The sequence below is a fragment of the uncultured Sphingomonas sp. genome, assembly GCF_913776855.1.
In the GTDB taxonomy this organism is placed as follows: domain Bacteria; phylum Pseudomonadota; class Alphaproteobacteria; order Sphingomonadales; family Sphingomonadaceae; genus Sphingomonas.
This window is the reverse complement of record NZ_CAJYQD010000042.1, coordinates 25,273-39,070: the sequence shown is the minus strand read 5'-3', so window position 1 is coordinate 39,070 and position 13,798 is coordinate 25,273. Positions and strand designations below refer to the sequence as shown.

Below are 13,798 nucleotides of genomic sequence, written 5' to 3'. Positions count from 1 at the left end.
TTCCCGCCTTCGCGGGAATGACGAAAGAAGGAGGACGCTACCCCTCGTACTTCGGCAACTTGTCGAGCTTCGCCAGAAACCCCTTCGCCTGCCCGCGCAGCTCGCGCTGCGTCTCCTCGGTCATCTTGTCCCAGGTCCGGTACGGCATCGCCATGCGCGGATTGCGGCCGAGCTTTTCCCGGTTGCGGGCGATGAAGTCCCAGTAGAGGGCGTTGAACGGACAGGCGTCGGGGCCGTTGCGTTGTTTCACGTCATAACGGCACGACCGGCAATAATCCGACATCCGGTCGATATAGGCGCCCGACGACGCATAGGGTTTCGACCCCAGCAGCCCGCCATCGCCGAACTGGCTCATCCCCAGCGTATTGGGCAGCTCGACCCATTCATAGGCATCGGCATAGACTTCCAGATACCAGCGATGCACCTGGCTGGGGTCGACGCCGATCAGCAGCGCGAAATTGCCGGTGATCATCAACCGCTGAATGTGGTGCGCATAGGCCTTGTCCAGCGTCTGGCCGATCGCCTGGGACAGGCAGTGCATGTCGGTCTCGCCGGTCCAGTAGAAGGCCGGCAGGTCGCGGGTCGCGCCGAGGAAGTTGCGCTCCACATAGTCCGGCCCCTCGCGCCAATAGATGCCGCGCACGAATTCGCGCCAGCCGATGATCTGGCGGATAAAGCCCTCCGCCGCATTGATCGGCACCTTGCCCGCCGCAAACTCCTTTTCGACCGCCTTGCATAGATCGAGCGGGTCGAGCAGCCCGGCGTTGATATAGGGCGATAGGACCGCGTGCCACAGATAGGGTTCGCCGGTCAGCATCGCGTCCTGGTTGTCGCCGAAGCCGGGCAGCGCGTGGGTCAGGAACGCGCGTTGCTGGCGCAGGGCGTCTTTGCGGGTGACCGCGAAGTCGAACCCGTCGAGCGTCCCGGCATGATCGCCGAACCGGTCGGCAACCAGCGCCAGCACCTCCTGCGTCATGGCGTCGGGCTGGAACGACAGCGGACGGGGGATCAGCAGGTCGCGCTTGGCCGGCTTGCGATTGTCGTGGTCGAAATTCCATTTGCCGCCGACCGGCTTGGCACCGTCCATCAACAGTCCGGTTTCGCGTCGCATCTCGCGATAGAAGAATTCCATGCGCAATTCGCGCCGGTCGTCGGCCCATGCCTTGAAGCGGTCGTGCGAACATACGAAGCGCGTGTCGGGACGGATCGATACGGGGATGCCGAAGATCGTCTCCCACGCCTCCAGCATCGCCTGCACCCGCCATTCGCCGGCTTCGGTGACGATGATCCGGGTCGGGTCGTGGCGCTCGACCGCGCGCGCGATCTCTCCGGTGAAGCTGCCGGCATTGTCGGGATCGTCCAGCCGGACGTAATCGACGCTCCAGCCCTTCTCTGCCAGCGCGGCGGCATGGTGGCGCATCGCGGCGAACAGGAAGGCTATCTTCTTGGGGTGGTGGCGGACATAGGTCGCTTCCTCGACCACCTCCATCATCAGGATCGTGGCGGTGTCGGGGTCGGCGTCGTCCAGGGACGACAGCGCAAACGACAATTGATCGCCCAGTATCGGGATCAGCACCCGTTCCATTCGTGCGCCGTCCCTTCTACATATGCGGGCATGGACCCGAAATTCCTTGGCCAGGCCAGCCCGCTTCCGACGACTCCGGAAGCCGCCGAACTCGATTATGTTCCCAACCCGCGCAGCACGCCGTATCTGGTGCGCTTCACCGCGCCCGAATTCACGTCGCTGTGCCCGGTGACCGGCCAGCCCGATTTCGCGCATCTGGTCATCGATTATGTGCCCGGCGCGACGATCGTGGAATCCAAATCGCTGAAGCTGTTCCTGGGATCGTTCCGCAACCACGCCGCCTTCCACGAGGATTGCACGGTCGGCATCGCCGAGCGTCTGGTGGCGGAGATGCAGCCGGTGTGGCTGCGCATCGGTGGCTACTGGTATCCGCGCGGCGGCATCCCGATCGACGTCTTCTGGCAGTTGGGGGAACCTCCGAAGGCGGTATGGATTCCGGATCAGGATGTCCCCGGATATCGCGGACGCGGGTGATCGTCGCGGTGGGGACACCGTTCGGCACGAAATCGTGTCGCAGCGCACAATTGTTGCAACCATTCAGCATGTCGAAATGTTTCTGTTTGCGGACACCGCCCGGCTCGGCGCGGATATTGCAACGCAAAGAGGAACGCAGATGGACCAGAGGGTCGCCCTGGATTCGCTCGATCGCATCGCGCTGATCGGTAATTTCCTGCCGCGCAAATGCGGGCTCGCGACCTTCACCACGGATACGTTCAATGCGCTCCGCGATCGCTATCCCGACATGGCCGTCGACGTCTATGCGATGGACGATCGCCCCGGCGCCTATGCCTATCCGCCGGAAGTAACCCATGCGATCGCGCAGAACGACCGCATCGCCTATCTCGACGCGGCGCGCCGGATCGAGGCGAGCGGCGCACAGGCGGTATGGGTCCAGCATGAATATGGCATCTATGGCGGTTCGGCGGGCGAACATATCGTGGCGCTGCTCGACCGGGTGAACGTGCCGGTCGCGATCACGCTGCACACCATCCTCGAAAACCCGAACGCCGACGAACGTCGCGTGCTGGAAGCGCTGTTGCGTCGTGCGGCAAAGATCATCGTCATGGCCGACAAGGGCCGCGAAATCCTGATGCGGGTCCATGGCACAGATCCGCGCAAGATCGTGACGATACCGCACGGTGTCCACGACCGCCCGTTCGTGCAGCCCGATGCGATGAAGGCGCGTTTCGGCTGGACCGGCCGCCCCGTCATCCTGACCTTCGGCCTGCTCGCCCCGAACAAGGGGATCGAGACGATGATCGAGGCGATGCCGACCGTCGCCGCATCGCACCCCGACGCGCTGTATGTCGTATTGGGCGCAACCCATCCGCACCTGGTCGCGCACGAAGGCGAAGCGTATCGCGACCGGTTGAAGGCACAGGCGGCGCGCCTGGGCGTGGCCGACAATGTGTGTTTCCTCGACGGGTTCGTCGAACAGGACGAACTGCTCGATTACCTGCAGGCGGCGGACCTGTACGTCACGCCGTACAGCAACCCGGCACAGATCACGTCGGGCACGCTGTCCTATGCCGTTGGCGTCGGCAAGGTCGTGGTCTCCACCCCCTATGTCCATGCGACCGAGATTCTGGCGGACGATCATGGCGTGATCGTCGATTTCGGCGATGCGCCAGCGTTCGCGCGCGAGATCGTCGACCTGCTGGGCAATGATGCCCGCCGCGACACGCTGGCCAGCCGCGCCTATGCCCGCGGCCGCACGATGCTGTTCCCCTGCCTCGCGGAAGCGGCGATGGTCGAGATCGGTCGCGCGGTCGCGTCGCGCCCCTTGCGGGTGCGGCCCAGCACCGACCTGACCGCGCTCAAGCCCGATTTCGCTGCGGTCGAACGGATGAGCGATGCGACCGGCATGTTGCAGCATTCGATCTATTCGGTGCCCGACCGTCGCCATGGCTATTGCATCGACGACAACGCCCGTGCGCTGATCCTGATGTCGCAGATCGAGGATCTCGATCCGGTCGTTCGCGACAAGTGGACCACGATCTACGCCTCGTTCCTGCAATATGCGTGGAATCCGGATCGCCGCCGCTTCCGCAACTTCATGAACTTCGACCGGACCTGGTGCGAGGATGAAGGGTCGGAGGATTCGAACGGTCGCACGCTGTGGGCGCTGGCGATCACCGCGCGCGATGCGCAGTCGCGCAAGCATCGCGACTGGGCGATGTCGCTGTACGAACAGACCGCATCCATCGCGCTCGACCTGGGCAGTCCGCGCGCGCGCGCCTTCGCCATGCTGGGCGCGGTGGCGATGCTGGAAATCAATCCGGGCCATGCATTGTCGACCGAGATCGCGACCCGCTTCGGTGCCGAACTGGTCACGTTGCTCGACGCCGCGCGCCGGCCCGAATGGCGCTGGTTCGAAATCGTGCTGGCCTATGACAATGCCCGCCTGCCCGAAGCGATGATCCGCGCCGGCCATGCCCTGAAGCGCGACGATTTCCTGAAGGTCGGGCTGGACACGCTCGACTGGATCGTCGCGCAGCAGACCTCGCCCGAAGGCCGGTTCCGCGCGATCGGGACCGAGAGCTTCAGCCGCCCCTATGCCGATCCGCTGCCGTTCGACCAGCAGCCGCTGGAGGCGCAGGCGACGGTCGAGGCCTGTGTCGCGGCATGGGACGCGACGCGCGACACGCGCTGGGTCGACGAAGCCACCAAGGCCTATAACTGGTATCTGGGCGCCAACGACCTCGACCTGCCGCTGGCGACGGTCACCGATGGCGGCTGTTTCGACGGGCTGATGCCCACCGGATTGAACCGGAACCAGGGGGCGGAGTCGATTCTGGCGCTGCAATTGGCGTCCTGTGCGATTTCCGCCCTTTCAAAGGGTCGCGCTTCCGTGGCAGACCCGCGCCGCGCCGTGGCCTGATCCGGCCACGGCTTCGGCCGGGATTATTGGACGCGCGAATGCTGGATATCTACAACCACCCCTTGCGGCTGTACGCCGATCCTTCGCGCGTGGTGGTGCGCCCCTTTCATATCGCGTGGCAGCGCAACGGTTCGGCCCCCAGCCGGACCGAACGGCTGGTCGGCGAGGTGCTGGCCATGTCGCCGGCCGAGGCGCGCGCGCAACTAGAAACCGTGCTTAAGGATTTCGAGGCACGCCATTGGCAAACACGCCGCGTGTTCATGACCCGTTATGACGAGATCGAGACCGTCCTCGGCCTCGACGGCAGCGCGATCAGCGACGAGAAGCGTCAGCTGATCGGGGCCTATTTCTGCCACGAATACAGCTATGCCGCCGCTGCGCTGATGAACCCCAGTGCCGTACCGCATTTCGACCAGTCGGGGATGCCCGCGGGATCGCTGCGCATCCTGATGTCGCTGCGCGCGGTGGGGGAAGGCCATATCTCGTCGGTGGCGTTCCGCGAAGGCATCATCACCGACGAGAACGAACTGGTACTGGCGCCCGAACCGCCCTTCGCCACCGCCGCCGATGCGGTGGGTGAGGAGGACGAAGCGCCCGAAGGTGAAGTCACCGTCTATCGCCACCGCGACTCCACGCTGTCGGGCACGGTGATCTTCCCGATCACCGAAGCGCAGTCGAAGGGGCTGGAGGACATGCGCCTCGTCCACTTCACCCATGACGATGGCTCGGTCGAATGGCTCGGCACCTACACCGCCTATAACGGGTCGATGATCCAGTCGGAGCTGCTGCGCACCCGCGATTTCCGCGCGTTCGACCTCGTGCCAATGACCGGCAGCGCCGCGCGCAACAAGGGCATGGGCCTGTTCCCGCGCAAGGTGAACGGGCAATATATGATGATCGGGCGGCAGGACGGGGAAAACCTGTTCCTGATCAAGTCCGACACGCTGACGCACTGGGACGAGGGACAGCTACTGCTGAAACCCGTCTATCCGTGGGAGCTGGTGCAGATCGGCAATTGCGGCCCGCCGATCGAGATCGATCAGGGCTGGCTGTTGCTGACCCACGGCGTCGGCGCGATGCGCAAATACGCGATCGGCGCGGTGCTGCTGGACAAGGACGATCCATCGAAGGTGATCGGCCGCACCCGCGAACCGATCCTCGCGGCGGCGAACGAGGATCGCGAGGGCTATGTACCCAACGTCGTCTATTCGTGCGGCGCGCTGCGCCATGGCGACCGGATTTTCATCCCGTACGGCGTGGCCGACAGTTCGGTCGCGTTCGCGTTCGTGACGATCGATGAACTGATCGCCGCGATGTGATGGCTGGCGGGAAAGGCGGACAACCGCGTTTCCCGTACCTATCCGCGCCATCCCGGCAAAGGCTGGCATGACGTTCGTGGAGCGCGGGAAAACCCCTCCCCTATAACCGGTGCAGCGCCTGCGTCGCGCTGCCCAATACCGCCGCCCGTGCGCGCAGGCTCGCGACCAGAAACTCGGTCTGCGCGTGCAGGAACCGGCGGGGTGTAGTACCCAGCACCGCATGGGCATCGCGCAGGAAATGCGATGCGCTGACATAGCCCGGATCGATCCGCGAATAATCCAGTTCGCCCTTCGATTCGATCAGCGGCACCAGCGACCGCAGGAACCGGGCACGGATCAGCAGCGTCTTGGGCACGAAGCCGAAATGCCGCCGGCACAGCCGTCGCAGGCGTTCGGGCGACATGCCCCATGCCGCCGCCGTTTCCGCCACCGCATTGGGCAGGTCGTCGGTCACCATCCGCGCGATGCTGCGAATCTGCTCTTCATCCGCAACCTTCGGCCCGATTTCTGCCAGCAGGAACCGGTCCAGTGCCGGCTTCACGCCATGTTCGTCGGTCACCGACGACAGCAGCGCCACCAGCCTTTCGGCAAAGCCCGGCCGCGCCGCCGCGTCCAGCGGCTCGATCCGGTCGGCATAGCGATCCGCCCCACCGTCGAAGAAGCGGCACCAGCCCAGCGCGCTGATACCGAACCCGATCATCACCCCGCCATTGGTGACGGTGTGGATCGCATGGCTGGTCGGCCCGAACAGGCTGGCCTGGGGCAGCGGATCGCTGCGGAACCGGCCGATCGATACCGCGATCGGCCCGGCATCGAGGGTGACGCGAACATTGGCGGTGCCGGGCAGGAACCAGTTTTCCAGCCCCACAGCTGCCGGTCCGCTGGCGGCATAGAGGTGATAGCCGGTGATATAGTCGGCAAGGCGCGCATCGGGCTGGTCGTAGCGGATCGCCATGCCTGGTCGCATCGCGAACAGCGACGGGGGGATGCCGGGCGTCTCCGTCCCGCCGGAAATATTGTCGAGTGCCATGGGGTTATCCGCGGAACAGCCCGCCCAGGACCCCGCGCAGCAGCCCCCCGACCAGCCCGCCACTTTTGGCCCGGCCGCCGCGCGTGGTGCCGAACACCTGCTTGCCGATTTCGTTGACGACGATGCGGCCGACCGCCGACCCGGCCGAGCGCGTCGCCGATTGGGTGGCACGCGCCCAGGGGTTGTTCGCCGCCTCGCGCTCGGCGGCACGCGCCGCCTTTTCCGCCTCGCGCGCCTCACGGTCGGCGACGCGCTGCTCCGCGATCCGCTGGCGCTCGGCTTCCTTGGCGAGGCGGGCGTCCTCCTTCGCCGTAAGCGCCGCTTCCTTGTCGGCGGTGGCCTGTGCCTTGCTCGCGGCGGCGGCAGCGGCGGCTTCATCGGCCTTCGCGCCCAGCAGTTCGGCGGCCGATTCGCGATCGATCGCCGTGTCGTAGCGGTCGCCGACCGCGTCGGTCTGCATCAGCACGCCGCGTTCGACCGGCGTGACCGGCCCGACCCGCGACCGGGGCGGGCGGATCAGCGTGCGCTCGACCGGGCTGGGCGAGCCATCGGCCTGCAATACCGATACCAGCGCCTCGCCGGTCTTCAGCTCGGTGATCGCCTGCGCGACGTCGAGCTTGGGGTTCGGACGAAAGGTTTCGGCCGCCGCCTTGATCGCGCGCGCTTCCTTCGGGGTGAAGGCGCGCAGCGCGTGCTGCACCCGGTTGCCCAGCTGCCCGGCAATCGCATCGGGAATGTCGATCGGGTTCTGCGTCACGAAATAGATGCCGACGCCCTTCGACCGGATCAGCCGGACGACCTGCTCCACCTTGTCGACCAGCGCGTCGGGCGCATCGTCGAACAGCAGATGCGCCTCGTCGAAGAAGAACACGAGCTTCGGCTTGTCGGGGTCGCCCACCTCGGGCAGCGTTTCGAACAGTTCGGACAACAACCACAACAGGAAGGTGGCGTAGAGCCGGGGCGAGGCCATCAGCTTGTCGGCGGCCAGCACCGACACGATGCCGCGCCCGTCATCGGCAACCCGCATGAAATCGGCCAGATCGAGCGCGGGTTCGCCGAAGAAACGGTCGCCGCCTTGCCCCCGCAGCTGCAACAATGCACGCTGGATCGCACCGACCGACTGCTTGCTGACATTCCCGTAGCGGGTGGTCAGTTCGTCCGCCCGTTCGGCGACATGCGCCAGCATCGCCTGAAGATCGTTGAGGTCGAGCAGCAGCAGCCCTTCCGCGTCGGCGACATGGAAGGCGATGGTCAGCACCCCGTCCTGCACATCGTTCAGGTTCAGCATCCGCCCCAGCAGCACGGGTCCCATCTCGGAAACCGTTGCGCGGATCGGGTGGCCGCTCTCGCCGAACAGGTCCCAGAACACGACCGGCGTGTCGCGATACCGCCAGTCGCTGTCCCCGATTGCGGCGGCGCGTTCGGCAAAGGCGGCATGGGGCTTGGCGGTCGCGCTGCCCGCCATGGCGATGCCCGACAGATCGCCCTTCACATCGGCGACGAACACCGGCACCCCGGCGGCGGAGAAATTCTCGGCGAGGCCCTGCAGCGTCACCGTCTTGCCGGTACCGGTCGCACCCGCGATCAGCCCGTGGCGATTGGCGCGCTTCAATACCAGCGACTGGCGAATGCCGTCTGCGGTCGCGCCGAGGAAGAGTTCGGTGTCGGTCATGGCCAGCCCTTGAGGTTCCGGCAATATCTACCGCGTTTCGGGCGTGGGTCCATCATCCATGGCGGACAAAGAGAAAGGGCGGCGGGATGTCCCGCCGCCCTTTGTGCGATCGTTACTTGGCGGCTTCGATACCGACCGGCACGAATGCGGCCATCGGCGATCCGGGAGCCTGGGCATATAGCAGCACCTGCTTCGCACCGGACGCACGCGCCTGCTGGATCACGCGGATCAGTTCGGCCTCGGTCGTCACCGGCTGGCGATTGACGCTCTGGATCACCACGCCGCGGCGCAGTCCCTTGGTCGCGGCATCGCTGTTCGGATCGACGTCGGCGACAACCACGCCCTTGATGGTCGCATCGAGCCGCAACTGCCGGGCGATTGCCGGGGTCAGCGGCTGGACCACCAGCCCGGCCGTCGCCGCCAGGTTGGTGCTGGCGCGCGGGGTGGTCGGTGCGCTGTCGGGATCGAACTGCTGGTTCTGCGCCGCCAATTGGTCGTTCGTAGGACGGGTGCCGAGCGTCACCGGAATCTGCTGCCGTTTGCCATCGCGCAGTACGTCCAGCGTGACGCGGCTGCCCGGCGCCTCGTTGCCGACCAGATAGGTCAGCGACTGTTGCGGCGTGATCTCCTTCCCGTTAACCGCAAGAACGACGTCACCCGGACGGATACCGGCACGCGCTGCCGGTTCGCCGGGGGTGACTCCGGCAACGAGAGCGCCGCGATCCTTGGTGATGTTCAGCGCGGTAGCGATGTCCGCACTGATATCCTGCGGCATGAGCCCCAGATAGCCGCGCGAGACCGACTGGCCCTTCATCAGCTTGTCCACGATCGGCTTGGCCTGTTCGGCGGGGATCGCAAAGCCGATGCCGATGCTGCCGCCGGTCGGCGACAGGATCTGCGAATTGATGCCGATGACATTGCCCTGCATGTCGAACATCGGGCCGCCCGAATTGCCACGGTTGATCGCGGCGTCGGTCTGGATGAAGCGATCATACGGCCCCTGGCCCACCCGGTTCAGTGCCGAGATGATGCCGGCGGTGACCGTGCCCGACTGGCCCAGCGGATTGCCGATGGTCAGCACCCAATCGCCGACCCGCGCCTGGCGCGAATCACCGAAGCGGACGAACGGGAATGTCGCCCCGTCGATCTTCAGCACCGCGAGGTCGGACAGTTCGTCGCGCCCGACCAGCTTCGCCTTATATTCCTTCTGATCGGCCAGCGTCACGGTGATCGATTCGACCGTGGCGCCTTCCGCCCCCGCCGACACGACATGGTTGTTCGTGACGATGTAGCCGTCGCTGGAGATCAGGAACCCCGAGCCAAGCGACTGCGCCTCCTGCGTCCGGGGCGCCGCCCCGCCGCCGCGCCCGCCGAAGAACTGTTCGAACGGCGTGCCGGAGAACGGGTTCGCCTGCTGCTGCGTCGTGATGCGCTGCGTCGTCGAGATGTTGACGACCGCCGGCGACAGGCGCGTCACCATGTCGGCAAAGCTCATCGGCGCGCCCGCGCGCGGGGCGGAGACGGCGTTGATCGCGCCCGGCTCGTTCTGCGCGGTCTGTGCGTCCGACGGGTTGAGGGTCAGGGTAGCGGCAGCGCCACCCAGCAAGAGTGCGGAAGTAATGGCGTAGGCGTAACGCACGGTTGGATGGTCCTCTCAGAATTGGCTCGCAACCCCTTCGGGCGCGAACCTGCCACTACGTTGCTGAACGCGGTTTGAATGTCCGGGCACGCCTCAGCGTTCCCGGCCACCGAATTCGCGGAGATAACCGTTGTCGGGCGACAGGATGATCGACGTCGATCCGCTCTGGCCCGGCGCGCCGGCAAAGGTCGCACGATAGGACTGCATCGCCCGCCAGAAGGCGTAGAAATCGGCGTCCTTGCCGAAGCTGGCGGCATAGATGCGTGCCGCTTCCGCTTCGGCATTGGCGCGTACGACCTGCGCGTCGCGCTGCCCCTGTGCCTGGATCGTCGCCGCTTCCTGTTCGCGGGCGGAGCGCATCCGTGCCAGCGCCGATTGCAGCGGGCTGCCATCGGGCAGGTCGGCGTGCTTGATCCGCACATCGACGATTTCCGCACCATATTGGCGGGCGGTCCGCTGCAGCGCGTTCTGGATATTGTCCATCACCGCGCCGCGTTCGGGCGTCAGCAGCGACGCGAAGGTGCGCCGGCCGAGTTCGGCACGCAACGCCGACGACAGCAGCGGTTCGAGCTGGTTGGCGACGCGTTCCTCGGTGTTGGCGGTCGACCCGGTGGAAATCACCGCCTGCAACGGGTCGACGATCCGGAACCGGGCAAAGGCATCGACCTCCAGCCGCAGCTGATCGGTCGACAGCACCGGCTGGTTGTTCAGTTCGATGTCCAGCACCCGCTTGTCGATCCACACCACGCGGTCGAAGAACGGGATCTTCGCGACCAGCCCGGCACCCGTGCGCCCGAACGGCTGATCGGCGCGGTAGGGATTGAGGATACCGACCGGCTGCTGGAAGCGCAGGATCACCGCCTGCCGCGTTTCGGGCACGATCACGATCGTGCTGAACAACAGGATGACGAGGACCAGCAGGGCGATCCCGACGCCCATCGGGTTACGCAGCGCGCGGTTCATCGGGTCGCTCCCGTGGTCTGCGTGGGCTGCGCCTGCGGGGCGGGAGCGGGCGCTTCCGGTTCGGGCGTCGCCTGCTGCTGCCGACGTACTTCGGGCAGGGGCAGATAGGCCTGGACGCCGGGCTGCACGATCGTCTTGTCGGCGCGGTTCAACACCTGCTCCATGGTTTCGTAATAGAGCCGCCGGCGGGTCACGTCGGGGGCCATGCGATATTGCTCGTAGATCTTGTCGAACTCGGTCGCGTCGCCCTGCGCACGGGCAATCACCTGCTGCGCATAGGCGCGCGAGCGGTTGAGGTTCGATTGCGCCTCCTGCTGCGCCGCGGTCACCGCCTTGAACGCGTCGTCCACCTCGGCCGGGGCCTGCGCCTTCTGGATGCTGACGCCCAGCACGCGCACCCCCGACTGATATTCGTCGAGCAGCGTCTGCATCCGGGTCTGCACGTCCGCCTCGATCTCGCCGCGGCCCGAACCGATCGCCTGGGTCAGGTTCTTGCTCGCCACGGCCGCGCGCATCGCGCTTTCGGCGACCGCGCGCACGGTTTCCTGCGGGTTCTTGATCTCGAAGACGTAATCCTCCGGCGACTTGATGTTCCAGCGCACCGAATAGGCGAGGTCGACGATATTCTGGTCGCCGGTCAGCATCAGGTTCGCCTGATTGCCGCCCGCCGGGAAACTCTCGGTCCGGGTGTTCTGCACATCCTCCACCTGCACCCGCATGATCGGGGCGGGCAGCGTGAACTGGATGCCGGAATTGAGCGTGCCGGTATATTTGCCGAACATCGTCACGACGCCGCGTTCCTGCGGCCCGATCGAATGGAAGCTGGTGAAGGCGATCCACACGAGGATTAGCGCCGCGACCGCCGCCAGCCACAGCCGACCGGCATTGGCCGGCAGCGACGGCCCGCCGCCCGGCCCGCCGCTGCGGGCGCGTTTCAGGAAATCGTCGAGCGAGGTCGATCCGCCGACCTGGCCGCGCTTGCCCGCCGGGGGCATCGACCACGGGTTGCGCGGGCCGTCATCACCGCCACCGCCGCCGCCCGATCCGTTACCGGAATCACCGCCGCCGCCCCATGGGCCCTTGTCGCTCATTCCGCAGCACCTTGCGCGCGTGCGCGCCGCCCCATGATCCATCGCATCCATCCTTTATAGGGGGCCTCCCTGCGTTTTACAGTGGTAACGCGCCGTTCGGACGCTACATCGCGGCCATGGCTTCCGCTTCGAACCCCGCCGCCGCGCTCGATGCGCTGCTTGGTCCCATCGCGGCCGGACGCGCCACGGTCCGCGTGACCGGCGATTCGGCCAGCATCATCCTCAACGTGACGGGCCTGCCCCCCGCGGCGTGCGACGCGCTGGAGGCCGATGTGAAGGCCACTGCCCTGACCGCGCCCGGTATCGCCAGCGTGCGCGTGGCGCAGACCAGCGAGCGGGTGCAGCAGCGCATTATCGCGGTCGCCAGCGGCAAGGGCGGCGTCGGCAAATCGACGCTCTCGGCCAATCTGGCCATCGCGCTGGCCCGTTCGGGGCGCAAGGTCGGGATGATCGACGCCGACATCTATGGCCCCTCACAGCCGCGCCTGCTGGGCGTGGAGGGGATCAAGGCCGAGGCGCACGACAAGAAACTGGTGCCCGTCGCCACCCCGCACGGCGTCCCGCTGCTGTCGATGGGACAGCTGGTTCCGGGGGGGCAGGCGATCGCGTGGCGCGGGCCGATGGCGGCGGGCGCGCTGACCCAGCTGGTCGATGCGCATTGGCAGATGGTCGATACGCTGGTCGTCGACATGCCGCCGGGCACCGGCGACGTGCAGCTGACCATGATGCAGAAGCACAGGCCCGCCGGCGCGGTGATCGTCTCGACGCCGCAGGATTTGGCCCTGATCGACGCGACGCGGGCGATCGACCTGTTCACCAAGGCCGGGGTGCCGATCATCGGGCTGGTCGAAAACATGGCCGGCTATTGCTGTCCGCATTGCGGTGGGCTGTCCGATCCGTTCGGCACGGGCGGGGCGGAGGCGAAGGCGCAGGCACTGGGCATCCCGTTCCTCGGCCGCATTCCGCTGACGATCGATATCCGCACCGCGTCGGATGCCGGCACGCCTCCCGCCGCCGGGAACGGCGCGGAGGCCGAGCCGTTCCAGACCATTGCCGCCAAGGTCGGCGACTGGTTGCTAAGGAACTGACATGCTCGACGACGATGGCATCCGCACCCTTTTGACCGAGGCGCGGACCATCGCGCTGGTCGGCGCATCGGACCGCCCCGACCGGGCCTCCTATGGTGTGATGGCCTATCTCCAGCAGCGCGGATACCGGGTGATTCCGGTCAATCCGCAGATCACCGGCGAGCATCTGCATGGCGAGTTCGTGTTCCGCGACCTCGACCAGATCGGGGAGCCGATCGACATCGTCGACATCTTCCGCAACCCGGCCGCTGCCGGCGAGGCGGTCGATGCGGCGATCGCGGCGGGCGCGAAGGCGGTGTGGATGCAGCTGGGGGTGGTGAACGAAGCCGCCGCCGCCCGCGCGGAAGCAGCCGGGTTGCAGGTGGTGATGGACCGTTGTCCGAAGATCGAGATTCCGCGACTGGGCGTGGCGGCGGTCGGGTAGGGCCTGTTCACTCCTGCCAGCCCCCCGTTCGGTTCGAGCAGCTTCGAGCCTGTCGAGAAGCGTCCGTCGAGAACTCCCCGTTTGGGGCAACCCCTTCTCGACTACG

General features: G+C 66.4%; 11 protein-coding genes. 5 read left to right on the top strand and 6 right to left on the bottom strand.

Features of this window, described 5'->3' with window-relative positions; genetic code table 11:
- Positions 1-37: 37 nt before the first annotated feature.
- On the bottom strand, positions 38-1,585 hold the full coding sequence (locus QZ755_RS13175; RefSeq protein ID WP_294323609.1) for a cryptochrome/photolyase family protein: 1,548 nt from the start codon (positions 1,583-1,585) through the stop codon (positions 38-40).
- 30 nt (positions 1,586-1,615) lie between these two features.
- On the opposite strand from QZ755_RS13175, the gene queF reads away from it, so the two are divergent.
- The 3 genes from queF to QZ755_RS13160 all read left to right on the top strand — a co-directional run bounded on the left by queF (position 1,616) and on the right by QZ755_RS13160 (position 5,785).
- On the top strand, positions 1,616-2,059 hold the full coding sequence (queF, locus tag QZ755_RS13170; RefSeq protein ID WP_294323604.1) for a preQ(1) synthase: 444 nt from the start codon (positions 1,616-1,618) through the stop codon (positions 2,057-2,059).
- Between the two features lie 139 nt (positions 2,060-2,198).
- Entirely contained in the window at positions 2,199-4,466 is a 2,268-nt protein-coding gene (locus tag QZ755_RS13165) for a glycosyltransferase family 4 protein (protein WP_294323601.1), read from the top strand.
- Between the two features lie 38 nt (positions 4,467-4,504).
- Positions 4,505-5,785: a glycoside hydrolase family 130 protein gene (locus tag QZ755_RS13160; RefSeq protein WP_294323598.1), complete on the top strand. Its 1,281-nt coding sequence runs from the start codon at positions 4,505-4,507 to the stop codon at positions 5,783-5,785.
- A gap of 100 nt (positions 5,786-5,885) precedes the next feature.
- Here the strand turns inward: QZ755_RS13160 and QZ755_RS13155 are convergent, their stop codons facing one another.
- The 5 genes from QZ755_RS13155 to QZ755_RS13135 form a co-directional block, all read right to left on the bottom strand.
- Positions 5,886-6,815 carry a helix-turn-helix domain-containing protein gene (locus QZ755_RS13155; RefSeq protein ID WP_294323595.1) on the bottom strand — a complete coding sequence of 310 codons (930 nt, stop codon included), beginning with the start codon at positions 6,813-6,815 and terminating at the stop codon, positions 5,886-5,888.
- A 4-nt stretch (positions 6,816-6,819) separates the two neighbouring features.
- Positions 6,820-8,487, bottom strand: a complete 1,668-nt coding sequence (locus tag QZ755_RS13150) for a helicase HerA-like domain-containing protein (RefSeq protein WP_294323593.1) — start codon at positions 8,485-8,487, stop codon at positions 6,820-6,822.
- 112 nt (positions 8,488-8,599) lie between these two features.
- Positions 8,600-10,126 carry a Do family serine endopeptidase gene (locus tag QZ755_RS13145; RefSeq protein ID WP_294323590.1) on the bottom strand — a complete coding sequence of 509 codons (1,527 nt, stop codon included), beginning with the start codon at positions 10,124-10,126 and terminating at the stop codon, positions 8,600-8,602.
- 93 nt (positions 10,127-10,219) lie between these two features.
- The gene (locus tag QZ755_RS13140) at positions 10,220-11,089 is read right to left on the bottom strand and encodes a protease modulator HflC (protein WP_294323589.1); all 870 of its coding nucleotides are present in this window, start codon (positions 11,087-11,089) and stop codon (positions 10,220-10,222) included.
- Complete coding sequence (locus QZ755_RS13135; protein WP_294323586.1) at positions 11,086-12,180, bottom strand: protease modulator HflK; 1,095 nt, start codon at positions 12,178-12,180, stop codon at positions 11,086-11,088. Before QZ755_RS13135 ends, QZ755_RS13140 begins: the two co-directional genes overlap by 4 nt.
- Before the next feature lie 116 nt (positions 12,181-12,296).
- On the opposite strand from QZ755_RS13135, the gene QZ755_RS13130 reads away from it, so the two are divergent.
- Both QZ755_RS13130 and QZ755_RS13125 read left to right on the top strand, forming a co-directional pair.
- Entirely contained in the window at positions 12,297-13,268 is a 972-nt protein-coding gene (locus QZ755_RS13130; RefSeq protein ID WP_294323583.1) for an Mrp/NBP35 family ATP-binding protein, read from the top strand.
- A 1-nt stretch (position 13,269) separates the two neighbouring features.
- Positions 13,270-13,692, top strand: a complete 423-nt coding sequence (locus tag QZ755_RS13125; protein ID WP_294323581.1) for a CoA-binding protein — start codon at positions 13,270-13,272, stop codon at positions 13,690-13,692.
- Positions 13,693-13,798: the final 106 nt, after the last annotated feature.